We start from the raw sequence: 15308 nt of genomic DNA, 5'->3' as shown, positions 1-15308 counted from the left end.
AGGGGAGGAAAGTGTAAAAAAACTCAAACAATCCTTGAACTGTTTGAGTTTTTAGCTATCTTATTTTCTCGTAGAAGCTTCATGAAGTGCAGATAATTCCCTCTCCAACTCCCCGAGGATGTTTTTCCCTTCCGCTTCGTCTATCAAGCCAAGTCGAACTGCAAAGTCAATTTCCCTAGATAACCCAAACATTTGCGTGTCCAAAACTTCTTCATAGAGAGGACATTGGGGCATTGTTAAGTTATCCATTTGCACTTTTATTAGCTTTAATATTTTATCAGCGTCAGCCTTCAACAAGGCATGGGCTTTTTCTTGGTGATTTATAATCATTTCAGACGCCAACATTGATCCCCCCGTTTCCGAGCATTAACCAATCCTATCTATAAATTTTACTCTTAAGATACTAAAAAAGCAAGAATAATAAGGACTAAGTATTTTTTTCATCTTAGAGATGCAATGACAAGCCGTTAAATTAAAGCTATACTTATATAGAACTATCAAAGGGGGGATTGTTTTGGAAAATATTATACCGATTACTGGAAAAATTAACTATCAAATCACTTTAGATCCTGGTGTTTGGATTTTCGATGATCGCAAAGTTGATTTAGATACATATTTTCAAGAAACCAAAGCCACAGAAAATGAACTAGAAAAATATACGAAATCCGTTTCAAAACATTGGGATAGAGAAATTATGGAAGGTGCTGTCTTTCCTCCGACACTTAAAACGGAACGTAAATTTGAAAAACAAAAGCTCATGGAAGGCAATTTTGGAATCGTTTTCGAACCTTTCATCAAAAACGCTGAGCCTCAAGATGAAGCAACATCTTTAGTGATTAAACACAAAGATGGTGAGCTTGAGCTATCATTAGAAGAAGCAGCCAAGCTGATTCTGGGTTTTTCAAAAAATGGTAAACCATTAACTGAAGACGGTCCTGTTTATATCTATTATGGAGATGGTTCGAATCAACAGGACCCCATTAAAGGTGTTAAAGAATTTCACATTAAATAAAAATTAAGTTCTTTATTTTTTATAAAGAGGTACCGGGGTACAGATAAGAAAAATAAACGGGCTGTACAACTCAGCCCGTTTATTTTAAAATGTCTGCCGCTAATTGCGCAAGAGCAGACCTCTCTCCTTTTACTAGCTTCACATGGCCAGCAATTTGTTGGTCTTTAAATTTTTCGACCACATATGTAAGGCCGTTATTGTAAGCATCTAGATATGGGTGGTCAATCTGATCCGGGTCTCCCATTAAAACAATTTTACTCCGTTCTCCAACGCGGGTTAAAATCGTCTTGACCTCATGCTTGGTTAAATTTTGTGCTTCATCAATAATAATAAACTGATCAGGTATACTTCTACCTCTAATATAAGTTAAAGCCTCAACCTCTATTGACCCCATTCCTGCTAAAATGGCATCAAGCTCTCCTGGTTTTTTTGTATTAAATAAAAACTCGAGATTATCAAAAATTGGCTGCATCCATGGACGGAGCTTTTCCTGTTTTTCACCTGGAAGGAAACCTAGGTCCTTTCCAACTGGAACAATCGGACGAGCAACCACTAACTTTTTATATTCACCCAGGTCCTCTGTTTGAAACAGACCGGTTGCCAATGTAAGCAACGTTTTGCCTGTACCAGCTCGACCAGTTAATGTAACAAGTGGGATATCATCTCTTAACAGCAACTCAAGCGCCATAATTTGCTGCGCATTCCTAGCACGAATTCCCCAAATCTGTTTACCCTCTTGGTCAAAAACTAATTTTTTTATTTTTTCTCTTTTCTTGTCCACCATCGCAATCGCGGATGCCGAACTTCCCATACTATCTTTCAACATGACAAATTGATTGGGGTATAATTTCTGACCTTTGATTTCCGAAATCGTTAGCTCTCCTTTTAGATAAAAACTATTTAAGAGCTCGGTTGCTACATAAACCTCAACAAACCCGCTGTACAGGTCATCCACTTCAATTACCCTGTCACTAAGAAAATCTTCAGAAAGAAGCCCAATCGCGTCTGCTTTGACCCTTACCAAGGCATCCTTACTAACCAAGATAACCGGACGGCCATTTTCCTTCGTCTGCTCTTCTAATGATAAATTTTTGGCCACTGCTAGGATTCGGTTGTCATTGGTCTTTTCAACAAAGACCTCTTGAAGTTGATGAAAAGAACGATGGTTTAATTCAATTCTTAAACTGCCTCCGTTTTCAAGAGGAATCTTTTCGTGAAGTTTTCCTGTCTCTCTTAAACCATCAATGATTCTCGATACCTGCCTCGCATTACGACCAATCTCGTCCATATAACGCTTTTTAGAGTCAACCTCTTCTAGAACCACTGCCGGGATAACGACCTCATTGTCTTGGAATGAAAAGAGTGCATATGGATCCTGTAGTAGAACATTCGTATCAAGTACATATATTTTTGTCAAAATTTTGCCTCCCACCTTCTTGTTTTTCTGGCGCCGCCAAATCACTATCAGCAGAGACTTTGGTAAAATATATGTTTTCCTGCATAAAGATAGAATTTATTTTGCACAATACATGTAAACAAGTCTTTTTTCTTAATCATTTACCAGGAGGACAGCCTATGTCTTAGCCAAAATTAAATCCTGTATCGAAAAATTTTGGAGGTGCTATAGTGAAAAGAGCTTTATTTTTCTTGTGTTTTATTTTATTGCTCACAGGTTGTGCATCAAATAACAATGCTTCACAGAAGGAGCAAGACGAAAGAGTGAAAGTACAAAACACAACAAATGAGCAGGTTGATCGAGAGGAAGACGAAAATAAGGCCAATCATCTCGAAGAATTAGCTAAAGGTGTGCCTGATGTAAAAAACGCAACTGCGCTTGTAATTGGAGATTATGCTGTAATTGGAATTGACGTAGACAAAAATTTGGACCGCTCTGAAGTTGGTACAATTAAATATGCCGTTTCAGAGAGTTTAAAAGGTGACCCTCAAGGAGCAAGTGCCATTGTGGTTGCGGATCCCGATTTGAATGCAAGGTTAGCGGAGGTAGTAGAAGACTTTAGAAATGGTAGTCCCTTGCAAGGAATTATGAATGAGCTTGCTGATATCACCGGTAGAATCATGCCTGAAGTTCCTGCCGATAATTTAGAACCACAGCCAAAAGATGGAATCGAGGAACCAAAAGATAAATTAGAAGAAGGCGAAGAAAAGCAACTAGAAAAAACACAAGATCGCCAGTCGAATTATATGAAAGATAGAGATTAAAGGGGCCTATTGGTTTACTACAAGAAATTCCTGTAAATCTTTCAACCCGAAATTGGGAGATAACATTCCCTTCCGCTAGCTCAAAAAGCTTAGTCTACTTGACTAAGCTTTTCTTATGGCATCCATCACCTGTTTATCCAATCTTGCTGCTGCCTCTTTATCATATGTTTTATCGTATGTAGGTTCGGATACAATTTTAGAACCGTAGAACATCACATCTCTTACCTCTTCAATATGCATTTCAACTAGTGACAAGCTTAAAGGTACATTGGGGATCGCGTCCTGTTTTATAGTTGTTGTTCCTGATATTGAATAAGTAGATTCGTTCGCCACAAGAGCGATAACGACCTTGCCATTTTGTTTTAGATTCTCAATGATTCGAGAGCGATTATCGATGGCGAAATAAATGGTTTTTGCGTTCTGTGCAAAAATCCATGAAATCGCACTAACATTTGGGCCACCTGTTTCATGGTCTACAGTAGCGATTGTGACAAAACGTTCTGTTTGCAACTCCTCAAACAATTCACTAATTAATTGTGGTTCGACTTCATTTGCCATACGTCAGCCTCCTTATTTTAACAATATCTTACTATGGATGGATTTACAGGGCAAATTCATCCACCCATTCTTCTTTGGATTAATCCATGATATACTATACAAAAACTCTGAATCGATTTTCTTTGAGGTGTAAAACAATGAGAGTAAAATGTGTAATTTGCGATAAAATCGAAACAATAAACGACGAAACGCTCCAAGCTAAACAACTTAGAAATCGTCCAATCCACACTTATATGTGCGATGAGTGCCATGAGCGAATTACTGAGAAGACGAACAAACGAATGGAAACAGGAAATTTCCGTTTATATAAGTCTCCAGTTGAAAATGATGAATGGTAATAGGAAAGACCGCCAGAGTGGCGGTCTTTTCTTTGTTATTTTGTAATGATTAAAAGAATAGATACCTTCCCTAACTAAAGTCTATCTCAAACTGCACCATACTCTATTCATTAGGGTAATTCACGTACTTATCTGGTTCATTACTTATTTGGTCTAGCATAACTTCTATCAACTCTCTTGGGAAACGATACATTTTCTGTTTCCCTTCCGTTTCAACTTCAACTTGATACATCGTCTCGTCTACATTCACTACAGGATTTTGAATGCCATTCTCATCAGCTAATAGATGCTCAAACATTTGCATTGTTTCAGCTGCGGCTGTATCCTCTGGCCTGGCATCAACCACTACTTTGATTGTTAACCAGTTATACAATTTATCTTGCAAGGACATCATATTTTCCACCTCAGTTAACATCCATTTCCTGTTTCTTGTGCAGCCGTAGACGAAGCTTGTAAATGATCAAAATCAAAGCTGCTACTACCAGACCTTCTGCGATAGGGAGGAAAATACCTAGAAAGGTTAGGAATGTACAACCAAAACCTAGGAATAAATAAATGATAATCGCCTTTCCAATAGGCAGTTTTTTAGCAAACCCCAATTTATAAACAAGGATACTTAACAATAAAATGGTTAAGTAAAGCATCCACATGCCGAGATCAGGATTTTGATCCACTTTGAAAAGTGCTGCAAAAAAGGTCAGGCGTTGACTAACATCCATACTACTTTCCCCCTATAATCTACTTAAGCTTCAGCATATTTCTTTTTCTTTGCCACTCGCTCACGTTCACTCTTATCAAGGATTTTTTTACGAAGGCGAATCGATTCAGGAGTTACTTCACAATATTCGTCTTCATTTAAATATTCAAGGGATTCCTCTAACGTCATAATTCTCGGTTTCTTTATAACGGAAGTTTGGTCCTTATTAGCTGAACGAATATTTGTTGCGTGTTTTACTTTTGTGATGTTTACCGTGATATCATTTTCACGTGTATGTTCTCCAACAATCATACCTTCGTAAATTTCAGTACCAGGTTCTACGAAGATGGTACCACGATCTTCTACTCCCATTATACCATAAGTTGTTGCTTTACCTGTTTCCATAGAAACAAGAACCCCTTGTCTTCTGCCACCTACTTGTCCGGTCGCCATTGGTTGGTAGCTGTCAAAGGAATGGTTAATTATCCCATATCCACGTGTTAATGTAAGGAACTCGGTTGTATACCCAATTAGTCCACGTGCTGGAACATTGAAAGTCAATCGGACTTGTCCATTCCCACCATTAACCATATCCAGCATTTCACCTTTACGAGCACCAATCGATTCCATAATGGATCCAGTATGTTCTTCTGGAACATCGATTTGAACACGTTCTACAGGTTCACAACGCACGCCATCGATTTCCTTAACGATAACCTCTGGCTTTGATACTTGCAACTCATATCCTTCACGACGCATGTTTTCAATTAAAATGGAAAGATGAAGTTCTCCACGACCAGAAACAATCCAAGCATCTGGAGAATCTGTATTTTCTACACGAAGACTTACATCTGTTTGTAATTGCGCACGAAGTCTTTCTTCAATTTTTCTAGAAGTAAGGTATTTACCTTCTCTACCAGCAAACGGGCTATTATTTACAAGGAAAGTCATCTGTAGTGTAGGTTCATCGATGCGTAATATCGGTAGAGCATCTTGATGTTCTACAGGGCAAACGGTCTCCCCAACATTAATATCTTCCATCCCAGAAACGGCAATTAAATCGCCTGCTTTAGCTTCTTGAATTTCTTCTCGCTTTAGCCCAAAGAAACCAAAAATTTTCGTAACACGGAATTGTTTTACTGAACCATCTAATTTCATTAAAGCTACCTGCTGACCTACTTTCATCGTTCCACGGAAAACACGACCAATTCCAATTCGGCCAACATAATCATTGTAATCTAAAAGGGCTACCTGGAATTGAAGCGGGTCTTCGCGATTATCAATTGGTGCAGGAATATGGTCAATAATGGACTCATAAAGAACTTGCATGTTTTCATCTTGTTTTTCTGGATTCAAACTTGCAGTACCATTAATGGCAGAAGCATAAACCACTGGGAATTCAAGTTGCTCCTCATCCGCACCAAGCTCAATAAATAAATCAATGACTTCATCAATGACTTCAGCAGGCCTTGCAAATTCTTTATCAATTTTATTGACAACGACGATTGGTGTTATTTGCTGTTCTAGCGCCTTTTTTAATACAAAACGAGTTTGAGGCATACATCCTTCGTACGCGTCAACAACAAGTAGCACTCCATCGACCATCTTCATGATTCGCTCAACCTCTCCACCGAAGTCAGCGTGTCCTGGTGTGTCTAGAATATTAATTCTAGTGTCTTTATAGATGATTCCGGTATTTTTAGCCAGAATCGTGATTCCACGTTCTCTTTCGATATCGTTAGAATCCATCGCTCTTTCATCGACACTCTCATTTGCACGAAAAGTCCCGGCTTGTCTTAAGAGTTCATCAACTAGAGTTGTTTTTCCATGGTCAACGTGGGCAATGATTGCTATATTGCGAATATCTTCTCTTATTTTCAAAAAAGTCAACCGCCTTTATCTCAAATATGTTATCATTTTTTTATAACTGAGTTATTATATCATAACCATATCAATAGGAGAAACTGATTCTTTACTGGAATATTTTTGGAAGGAGTCCAAGTCGTCATGAATCAAATTAAATGGCCATTATTATTTTTAGCAATTGCCGCTGCAGTATGTATGATGGGAATAGGAGTTTCAATCGGTGAAAGTAGTGTTTTAGGAGCTATATTCAGCATTGTTGCACTAGTTTTCATTATGGGTTTTGGCTTTAAAATAAAAAAGAAGCTTAGAGAAAACGGCGAATTATAAAGGCTCTTTTCTCAAAATTTGTTGCTCTTGAAACAAAAATACATCTGAATAAGTTAGATTTTTTTCAAAAAAACAGTCAATTTTATGAAAAAAGAGGTTGCAAACTAATTTAAAACATACGAATTGGCTACTATTTCGTTAAAATCGGCACTAAGATTTTTAACAACAATCTTTACGAAAAACAGCCTTATAAAAAAAGCTACGATGATTAAAAAGATTTCACTATCTTCCCCAAATACATTCTCAGACAAAAATCCCCTCTAGAATAGAGCGGGATTTTTGTCTACCCAAATTTTAGATGAACCTTCCCTACCACTGACCATTCTTTAAATACTTTTTCAAAATTTCGCCATGTAAACCAGGTTTCGCAACAAACAAAGAGCTTTGGTTTAATAAGTCTAGTTTTCCGCCTCTTAGATTTGTAGCTACACCACCCAGTTCCTCAATCATAATGATTCCTGCAGCAAAGTCCCATGGAGCTAATCTTGGCGTAATATAAGCATCAATCCGTCCAGAAGCTAAATACACCATTTCAAGAGCAGCTGAACCATAGGATCTTGTGCCTCTTGCTTCTTTTACAAGAGGTGCTAGCAAGTCGGAAGGAAGACGGCGGTTCTCCGTTACCCATGTTGCATTTAGGGCAATAATCGACTCATGCACACTCGTTTCCTTAAGATTCGAAAGTTGAATATCATTAAGAAAAACCCCATGTCCTTTTAACACGTGATAGAGTTCGTCATGTACAACATCATATATAATCCCAATTTTTCCGATACCATCTTCATAAATGCCGATTGAGATAGCGAAGTTACGCTGTTGATGGATAAAATTCATCGTCCCATCAATAGGATCAATAATCCATACAACTCCTTCTAGCTTTTCTAAGCGATCCCCATATCCTTCCTCGCCTAAAATTTTATGATCGGGGTATGTGCCCTTTATTTTCTCAATGAAATATTGCTCCGTTTCTTGATCAATATTGGTTACCAAATCGTTGGGATTTGACTTTGCTGCAATATTTAACGTTTTTGGAAAGGATTCTCGTATTCGCTCTCCGGCTTCTTTAATCCATTGTTTGGCATATGTATCAATTTCATGCAAATTCACGGTCACCATCTGCTCCCCCTTTACATATTCCATTTTCTGTTTTTACGTGAAAAAAGATTAGATTTAGCTTATAAGAAAAACATTATCGCTTCAAGTATTTTCCCTTTAAGGGTTTAATTAGGAAGCACTTAGATAAGACCCCTCCGAAGAACCTTCTTATCAGATAAATAAATGAAACCATTCCTTATAATGTCGAGTTGAGTTCCTAGCTACTCTTTGACAAATGATCTTTAAACAACAAAAACGAACTCCCCCTTTTCCTTGGAGTTCGTTTTATTTTGCCCTTAATTTGATTACCTGATTAATCATTTTACCTGTATCCAATCTTTTATTATAGTGCCTTTAGAGCAAGCAGCTCCTGGCGAATCTTTTCGAGTTTTTTCTTACAGGAATTTATCTTTGCTTTATTAGACTCACTCATTGCTTCAAAAAGCGTCGCAAGTTCATAGTCAAGTTCCATTCGCAAAACGGCTGTTCTTTGTTTGTCGCTCGGCCTTCCCTCCATAGAATCCATTAGTTGTTTCAAGTTTTATACACTCCTTAGTGGTTTTGAAATATTTTTATATTTTTAATATTCTATGAAACGATAGTGGACGTTGCAACAAATATGTGCTATGACCTATAAATAGGTGTTATCCTTTCAAAATTCTGATTCTGTTTGTTACAATATCTACAAAGAATTAGGAGGTAGTAAGATGAAGTTTTCTGGTTTCACAGATAAAGACTTTGAAGTTTTTACAATAGACGGTTTGGACGAGCGGATGGATGCATTAAAAAAGCAAATCCGTCCAAAACTTGAAGAGCTTGGAAACCATTTCAACCCACAGCTAGCTAGCCTTACTGGAGATGAAATGTATTATCATGTGGCGAAACATGCTCGTCGCACCAAAAATCCACCCCAAGATACATGGGTCGCATTCGCTGCGAATCCCCGGGGCTATAAAATGATGCCTCATTTTCAAATTGGCCTTTGGGAGTCGCATATGTTCATTTGGTTTGCTCTTATCTATGAAGCACCAAATAAAGTAGAGTACGGCAAAGTACTAGAAAAGAATATTGATCAAATTATCAACCAAACACCACCTGATTTCGTTTGGTCCACTGACCACACAAAACCAGATGCATGGAAACAACAAACTTTATCAAAAGCTGACTTACTGGATATGTTCACGCGGCTACAAACAGTAAAAAAAGCAGAGATTCTATGTGGATATACAATCCCACGTGAAACAGCTACTAAAATGAGTGGCGAAGAATTCATTGATAAAGTAGACTCTGTATTTAAAACATTAATACCCCTCTATAAACTGTCTTAAACCAAAAAACGGCCTCAAGGCCGTTTTTTCATTTCATTTTTATTTTATCCCCCGAGTTAGCTTCCTTTGCAGACTTTACTGTCCGATAAGAAGAATAACCACTCTCTGATTCAAATTCGTTAAACAATTTCTTTTCTTCTGATTTACTTGGAACGATTTCTTTCAACCGTCGATAACGGTCCATGATCGTTTCTCGAGATACTCCTTTTTCATAGGCCAGTTCAATCACTTCAAAAAATGCTACAACATCGATAATTTCGTCTGTCGACCATGTATAATCGATAGGATATTGATATTCCATAAAATACGCACCTGCTTTATCATCATATTTCTAGTTTGAACCAATTGTACACATTTATCTCAACCAGGTGCAAATCTAATTTCAATTCCACTTTTCTCGAATTGACTCTGCTTCGCGGACCATCCTAGTAATCAGCTCTTCCACCGTCGGTACATCATTGATCAGTCCCATTACTTGACCTGCCCAAGCAAACCCTGCTTGTTCGTCTCCTTTATAAATATACTTTTTGTTCGCTTCACCGCTAATATACTCCTTGAGGGATTCATAATTTCCATACTTATTCTCTAGTTCAATAATTTTATTTGTCCACTCATTTGAAATCGCCCGAGCCGGTGCCCCAATCCTCCTTTTGATGACGACTGTGTCATTTTCTGTCCCGTTCACTAATCGCTGTTTATAAGCTTTATGTGCATGGATACATTCTTTAGTTGCAATGAATCTCGTCCCCATTTCAATGCCTTCCGCTCCTAAACTAAGTGCTGCCATCAATCCACGACCATCTCCAATTCCACCTGATGCAATAACCGGGATTGACACTGCATCAACTACACTCGGGATCAACACCATCGTACCGGTATCATTTTTACCTAGATGCCCTCCCCCTTCTTGACCAACGACCATTACTGCATCCGCGCCAAGTTCCTCTGCTTTCTCTGCTTGTCTTTTAGCTGCCACTAGCACAAGTTTTTTAACATCTACACCTTCTAACTGCTCAAAAATAGGCGCTGGATTTCCACCTGTCATCGTAATGACCGGGACCTTTTCTTCGATAGCGACATCTAGGAAGTCAGAAAATGGTCGTCCATGTTGACCAATCGCAAAATTTACTCCATATGGATTATCTGTCATTTTTTTTAACTGTTTAATTTCTGCTCTTAATGCTTCCGGACTTTCTAAACTCATTGCTGTAATTTGACCTAATCCTCCTGCATTTGAGACAGCAGCAGCCAAATCTGAATAAGCTAAATAGGCTAATCCTCCCTGAATTATCGGATAGCGAATCCCAAGCATTTTGGTAACTTTTGTTTCCCAATTCATTTACAAACATCTCCCTTCACGTATTGTTATTCTATTTTCAAAGGAACTTTCCTTTTATTCAGCAGAAACAAGGGCATAAATAATTATAGAAGGATGAATGAAAAGTAAGAATTAGTTGTAGTCATGGAAAATGAATAATGCTATAATTCATTTGTTTTGTAGACTCTGTAATTATTATTGATATAAAGAGGTGTTCCTGCTATTGTTGTCACAGAATAAAACACCACTGTTTAGTGGTTTAATTGAACACGCAAAAAAGAACCCAGTCCAGTTCCATATTCCCGGTCATAAAAAAGGAACAGGGATGGATCCAACTTTTCGAAATTTTATCGGAGATAATGCCTTATCAATTGACTTAATTAACATTGGACCACTAGATGACCTTCATTCCCCTAAAGGAATCATTAAAGAAGCCCAGGATCTAGCTGCAGAAGCATTTGGAGCAGATCACACTTTCTTTTCCGTACAAGGTACAAGTGGTGCAATTATGACGATGATTATGACCGTGTGTGGACCTGGGGATAAAATCATTGTCCCAAGAAATGTCCATAAATCGGTCATGTCGGCTATTGTTTTTTCAGGGGCAATCCCTATTTTTATTCACCCTGAAATCGATTCAAACTTGGGGATTTCGCACGGAATTACTACCGATGCAGTAGAAAAAGCATTAGAACAAAATCCAGATGCAAAAGGTGTACTTGTCATCAACCCTACTTATTTCGGTGTTTCAGCAGATTTAAGAAAAATCGTAGAAGTGGCTCACTCCTATGAAGTTCCGGTTTTAGTCGATGAAGCACATGGAGTACACATTCACTTTCACGAAGAACTCCCACTTTCTGCCATGCAAGCAGGTGCAGATATGGCTGCAACAAGTGTGCACAAATTAGGTGGGTCTATGACTCAAAGTTCAATCTTAAACGTTAAGGATGGGCTTGTGTCATATAAAAGAGTTCAATCCATTTTGTCTATGCTAACCACTACTTCTACTTCCTACCTGCTTTTAGCGTCCCTGGATGTAGCAAGAAGGCGTTTAGTAACTGAGGGGAAAGAACTGATTGATAAAACAATCAATTTAGCTAAATCTATTAGAAAACAAATCAATGAAATTGAACACCTTTATTGTGTTGGTGAAGAAATACTTGGTACAAAGGCAACATTTGATTATGATCCAACAAAATTAATTATTTCCATAAAAGATTTAGGAATAACAGGTTATGATGCTGAAAAATGGCTTCGCGAAAAATACAATATTGAAGTGGAACTTTCTGATTTATACAATCTTCTCTGCATCATCACACCAGGTGATACTGAATCAGAAGGAGATTTGTTGGTTCGTGCCCTCAAAGAATTAAGCGACCAATTTCATGAACGCGTTGAGAAAATCCATGCTCAAGTAATCTTACCTGACATCCCGTTACTTGCCCTTACTCCAAGAGATGCATTTTATGCTGAAACGGAAGTCATTCCATTGTCTGAATCGGAAGGCCGGATTATCGCCGAGTTTGTAATGGTATATCCTCCTGGAATCCCAATCTTTATTCCTGGTGAAATTATTACAGCCGAAAATCTTCGTTATATAAAAATGAATATGGAAGCAGGCCTTCCTGTTCAAGGACCGGAAGATGACCAACTACAAAATATTCGGGTTATAAAAGAGCATAAGGCTATACGGTAGGTACAATCTAATTAAAAGAACTCGCCGATTGGCGAGTTTTCCATTTCAAAGTAGTCGTCATATAAAGATTGATTTATATTTTTTACCATAGGTTGTTATCGTAAAGTTTGTTGTTAAAATCCTAAAGCCGATTATAACGAGAAATAAGCTTTCCTCTGCGATACTACTTAGTTTTTAAGCTCTTTTCTCCTCTTACAAACCAATTTGGAATGGAAACATCGCTAAATCATGCTATATATTTTTTAAAAGCAACAATGTTTGAGAAAAGAGCCTTATCAAAAAAAGGGTATGCGTTCACCTAACGCATACCCTTTTATTTTTACCTATTATTTTTCATTTTTATGGTCTTTATTGTTGCATGTACAGTTGTTTGAGTAGAGAACAGTGACTTTCTCATCCTCAAAATGTTCAATTGTTGAATTGCATGTTTGACACACGATTGTTCCCATTACTTCAAACCCCTTTTCCCTTTAGTTTGGTGAATCTGAAAGCGTTTTAAATTATCTAAATACATAATAATATAACACTATTAAAATATCAAGCCTAATTTGTATAACACATTAAAGTTTTTTTGTTCATTTTGTATGCATATTATAATGATCATGTATACAAAGAAACCAGGTCAAAGACGACCTGGTTTCTTTTCATTATTCATATTGGGGTTGAAATGGCATGATAGGAAGTTCAGACTTGAAAAATTCAGCTAAATCGGCTGCCTGATTAACTTCTTTTATGTGGAATGCTTTTTGTAGGTATTCAATATTATCCAAATCACTTGGATCAAGGAGAGCTGAGCGACCTGTTTGCATACAAACAATAAGAGGTTTTCCAAAAAACATATTGGTATAGACAATCCCAAAGTCATACCGTGTCTCTTCGGTTGTAAAACCAATAAAGCGTACTTGTACTTTTTCATGTTCATCATATAGTTTTTCAAACAAACCCATAAATCATCTCCTCCTTTTTGTTTGAATCTTAAAAGAAAATTATAAATCAACAATTCACAGGATTCAAGGCAACGATTAAGGAATTTTGTGACAATATGTTGTCGCTATTATTAGCAAATGCTATCATTAGATTGATAGGAAACTAGGGGGGTCGACCATGACTGAAAATGCTTATATTAAACTTGTCCCGTCATCAGCACAACAAACCATTACGACTGATGAGATTAAATCACTTTTTAACTACTATAAAGAAATCACTTCAAAGACCGGCACTCAAGTTGATTGGAATTATGAGTACTCTGCCTTCCCATACGAAATAAAAGAACCCACAACTGGAACAGACAACTGGTTTTACCTTAAATCCGACCATGATCGATATAACGCCATTTTAATGGGTATTGACAACGAAAGCGTTGTCAACAATGAAAATGAGCAAGTGAAACAGACTTACATACAAATTACCCTCCCTGATTCCGCCACCCATGGTGATAAGGGGAAAGCAAATGAGTTTAGTAAATTTTTAGCCAAAAAACTTAAAGGCGAACTTCATTTATTCAATGGTCGTATTATGTATTATTATCCTCGTAAATAATTTCTTTCCCCCCTGAGTAATTCAGGGGGTTTTTTATCGTTCTGTTTCTCTTGATGTGCTATTAGTTTTGTTGACCTAATCCCATCCTAATATACACCGTATTTTATATTGAAAAAATCGACATTGTTAAATACAACGAAAAATATACACCTAAACTAACTAGAGTAGTAAAAAGTGTTTTTCGGGTTGACTTCATTATGAGGTTTCCACACTTCATTGCGATAAAAAGAAAAACTATGAACATGATTCCATTATATATTGGATGATCATGTTGTGATAGCCATTCCAATAGCGTATATAGACTCCAAATCATCATCTGCATCAGAATAACGGAATAAACCTTCACGAGATCACCACCATTTTTCAATTCTTTCTTCATAGCCAATCGTTAAGAAATAGTATATGTATAATTTTGATAGATATTTTTCATTTAAGTAACAAATGAGTGACAGACAGAATTTTCGGAAATCAGTGTGATAGAATGGTTTTAATAACTGGACGGTTCACTACTTTATTACGTGGAAGTGAGGGAAGAAAGTGCGGGTTTTATCCATGATTTTTATCATTACTTTCCTATTCATAATCTCTTCCTGTAGCTCATTTTCTATTTATGATGATTTTGACCTTGATTATAATTCTAAACAGATTTTTTTCTTGTCAAACGATACAAATAATCGCTTTGAAGCACCTTATTATGATGCAATCGTTGAGCTAAGAAGAGATTATCCAGATGCGTTTAATAATATGCAAGTTTTGGTTGGAGAAAAGGCATCAAAATATTCGAAGCTATTTGAGATTGACCAACAGCCCGCTATCGTGGTTTATTATCAAGATCATATTCTTGTTAAAATTAGTGGAAATGCTACTAAGCACGAGATTATCAAACCGATTGAGGCGGTTTTTTCTGACGAAAGCCCACTTTCAGTAAAGAATCAATAAGTTCTCCTTATATATATTGCCCATGCGCTGTATATCCTTTTAGTTTCCTACCTTGAAAACAGCCATCGTTTACAGTCCTCTTTACGTAAACTGAACTATCATAACCTCCCTTAGAGATTCAATCTACATAGCTAGCCTCATTGTGACAAACCACTTTAAACAAAAGTATCATCACTCAAAAATAGGCTCCTGAACAGATTTAGGTATAGTTTTGGATTTTAGATAAAAAAATCCCCTCCGCTATTCACGAGGGCACTGAAAAACTTACGTTTTTTATTCTGCAAATTCAAATGAATACAAAAAGGCAATTTTCCACCTGTTTTTCAAGCGGAAAATTGCCTTTTTCCTTTTCTTTTTTTATTCCTTTTCATTAAG

20 protein-coding genes are annotated in these 15308 nt (G+C 37.1%); 8 read left to right on the top strand and 12 right to left on the bottom strand.

Annotated features, from left to right (window positions below; translation table 11 throughout):
- Window positions 1–60: 60 nt before the first annotated feature.
- Entirely contained in the window at window positions 61–342 is a 282-nt protein-coding gene (locus M3182_RS15040) for an Fpa/YlaN family protein (RefSeq protein WP_251426181.1), read from the bottom strand.
- A gap of 172 nt (window positions 343–514) precedes the next feature.
- On the opposite strand from M3182_RS15040, the gene M3182_RS15035 reads away from it, so the two are divergent.
- The gene (locus M3182_RS15035) at window positions 515–1012 is read left to right on the top strand and encodes a protein kinase family protein (protein WP_251425610.1); all 498 of its coding nucleotides are present in this window, start codon (window positions 515–517) and stop codon (window positions 1010–1012) included.
- Window positions 1013–1091: 79 nt separating this feature from the next.
- On the opposite strand, the gene M3182_RS15030 is transcribed toward M3182_RS15035, so the two are convergent.
- Window positions 1092–2429, bottom strand: a complete 1338-nt coding sequence (locus tag M3182_RS15030) for a PhoH family protein (protein ID WP_251425608.1) — start codon at window positions 2427–2429, stop codon at window positions 1092–1094.
- A 209-nt stretch (window positions 2430–2638) separates the two neighbouring features.
- Between M3182_RS15030 and M3182_RS15025 the strand changes: the two genes are divergently transcribed.
- A complete protein-coding gene (locus M3182_RS15025) occupies window positions 2639–3232 on the top strand; it encodes a YhcN/YlaJ family sporulation lipoprotein (protein ID WP_251558836.1) in 594 nt (197 codons plus the stop codon).
- Between the two features lie 102 nt (window positions 3233–3334).
- Here the strand turns inward: M3182_RS15025 and M3182_RS15020 are convergent, their stop codons facing one another.
- A complete protein-coding gene (locus tag M3182_RS15020; protein WP_251425604.1) occupies window positions 3335–3790 on the bottom strand; it encodes a pyridoxamine 5'-phosphate oxidase family protein in 456 nt (151 codons plus the stop codon).
- 137 nt (window positions 3791–3927) lie between these two features.
- Between M3182_RS15020 and M3182_RS15015 the strand changes: the two genes are divergently transcribed.
- A complete protein-coding gene (locus M3182_RS15015) occupies window positions 3928–4128 on the top strand; it encodes a YlaI family protein (protein ID WP_251425602.1) in 201 nt (66 codons plus the stop codon).
- Between the two features lie 103 nt (window positions 4129–4231).
- Here M3182_RS15015 and M3182_RS15010 read toward each other — a convergent pair whose 3' ends face one another.
- The 3 genes from M3182_RS15010 to typA are packed head-to-tail and all read right to left on the bottom strand — an operon-like array spanning window position 4232 to window position 6706.
- Complete coding sequence (locus M3182_RS15010) at window positions 4232–4522, bottom strand: hypothetical protein (RefSeq protein WP_251425600.1); 291 nt, start codon at window positions 4520–4522, stop codon at window positions 4232–4234.
- Between the two features lie 10 nt (window positions 4523–4532).
- On the bottom strand, window positions 4533–4847 hold the full coding sequence (locus M3182_RS15005) for a YlaH-like family protein (protein ID WP_251425598.1): 315 nt from the start codon (window positions 4845–4847) through the stop codon (window positions 4533–4535).
- Window positions 4848–4870: 23 nt separating this feature from the next.
- A complete protein-coding gene (gene typA, locus M3182_RS15000) occupies window positions 4871–6706 on the bottom strand; it encodes a translational GTPase TypA (protein ID WP_251425596.1) in 1836 nt (611 codons plus the stop codon).
- Between the two features lie 126 nt (window positions 6707–6832).
- Here typA and M3182_RS14995 point away from each other — a divergent pair, with 126 nt between their 5' ends.
- Window positions 6833–7018 (top strand): YlaF family protein, encoded by a 186-nt coding sequence (locus tag M3182_RS14995; protein ID WP_251425594.1) that lies wholly within the window; start codon window positions 6833–6835, stop codon window positions 7016–7018.
- 309 nt (window positions 7019–7327) lie between these two features.
- Here M3182_RS14995 and M3182_RS14990 read toward each other — a convergent pair whose 3' ends face one another.
- Both M3182_RS14990 and M3182_RS14985 read right to left on the bottom strand, forming a co-directional pair.
- Window positions 7328–8134, bottom strand: a complete 807-nt coding sequence (locus M3182_RS14990) for an inositol monophosphatase family protein (protein ID WP_251558833.1) — start codon at window positions 8132–8134, stop codon at window positions 7328–7330.
- 322 nt (window positions 8135–8456) lie between these two features.
- Entirely contained in the window at window positions 8457–8651 is a 195-nt protein-coding gene (locus M3182_RS14985) for a YkzI domain-containing protein (protein ID WP_251425590.1), read from the bottom strand.
- Between the two features lie 169 nt (window positions 8652–8820).
- On the opposite strand from M3182_RS14985, the gene M3182_RS14980 reads away from it, so the two are divergent.
- Complete coding sequence (locus M3182_RS14980) at window positions 8821–9441, top strand: DUF1054 domain-containing protein (protein ID WP_251425588.1); 621 nt, start codon at window positions 8821–8823, stop codon at window positions 9439–9441.
- Between the two features lie 28 nt (window positions 9442–9469).
- Here the strand turns inward: M3182_RS14980 and M3182_RS14975 are convergent, their stop codons facing one another.
- Window positions 9470–9742 carry a UPF0223 family protein gene (locus M3182_RS14975; RefSeq protein WP_251425586.1) on the bottom strand — a complete coding sequence of 91 codons (273 nt, stop codon included), beginning with the start codon at window positions 9740–9742 and terminating at the stop codon, window positions 9470–9472.
- A gap of 81 nt (window positions 9743–9823) precedes the next feature.
- Window positions 9824–10780 carry an NAD(P)H-dependent flavin oxidoreductase gene (locus M3182_RS14970; RefSeq protein WP_251425584.1) on the bottom strand — a complete coding sequence of 319 codons (957 nt, stop codon included), beginning with the start codon at window positions 10778–10780 and terminating at the stop codon, window positions 9824–9826.
- Between the two features lie 205 nt (window positions 10781–10985).
- Here M3182_RS14970 and M3182_RS14965 point away from each other — a divergent pair, with 205 nt between their 5' ends.
- Window positions 10986–12455 carry an aminotransferase class I/II-fold pyridoxal phosphate-dependent enzyme gene (locus M3182_RS14965; protein ID WP_251425582.1) on the top strand — a complete coding sequence of 490 codons (1470 nt, stop codon included), beginning with the start codon at window positions 10986–10988 and terminating at the stop codon, window positions 12453–12455.
- A gap of 326 nt (window positions 12456–12781) precedes the next feature.
- Here the strand turns inward: M3182_RS14965 and M3182_RS14960 are convergent, their stop codons facing one another.
- Entirely contained in the window at window positions 12782–12904 is a 123-nt protein-coding gene (locus M3182_RS14960; RefSeq protein ID WP_251425580.1) for a GapA-binding peptide SR1P, read from the bottom strand.
- 198 nt (window positions 12905–13102) lie between these two features.
- Window positions 13103–13402, bottom strand: coding sequence for a DUF3055 domain-containing protein (locus M3182_RS14955; protein ID WP_251558830.1), 300 nt, complete (start codon window positions 13400–13402; stop codon window positions 13103–13105).
- A gap of 157 nt (window positions 13403–13559) precedes the next feature.
- Here M3182_RS14955 and M3182_RS14950 point away from each other — a divergent pair, with 157 nt between their 5' ends.
- Both M3182_RS14950 and M3182_RS14945 read left to right on the top strand, forming a co-directional pair.
- Window positions 13560–13994, top strand: coding sequence for a DUF1885 family protein (locus tag M3182_RS14950; protein ID WP_251425578.1), 435 nt, complete (start codon window positions 13560–13562; stop codon window positions 13992–13994).
- A gap of 537 nt (window positions 13995–14531) precedes the next feature.
- On the top strand, window positions 14532–14933 hold the full coding sequence (locus M3182_RS14945) for a hypothetical protein (protein ID WP_251425576.1): 402 nt from the start codon (window positions 14532–14534) through the stop codon (window positions 14931–14933).
- The last annotated feature ends 375 nt before the right edge of the window (window positions 14934–15308 follow it).

Source organism: Mesobacillus maritimus (assembly GCF_023715205.1).
Taxonomy (GTDB): Bacteria; Bacillota; Bacilli; order Bacillales; family Cytobacillaceae; genus Mesobacillus_B; species Mesobacillus_B maritimus_C.
This window is presented reverse-complemented; position numbering and strand designations above follow the sequence as displayed.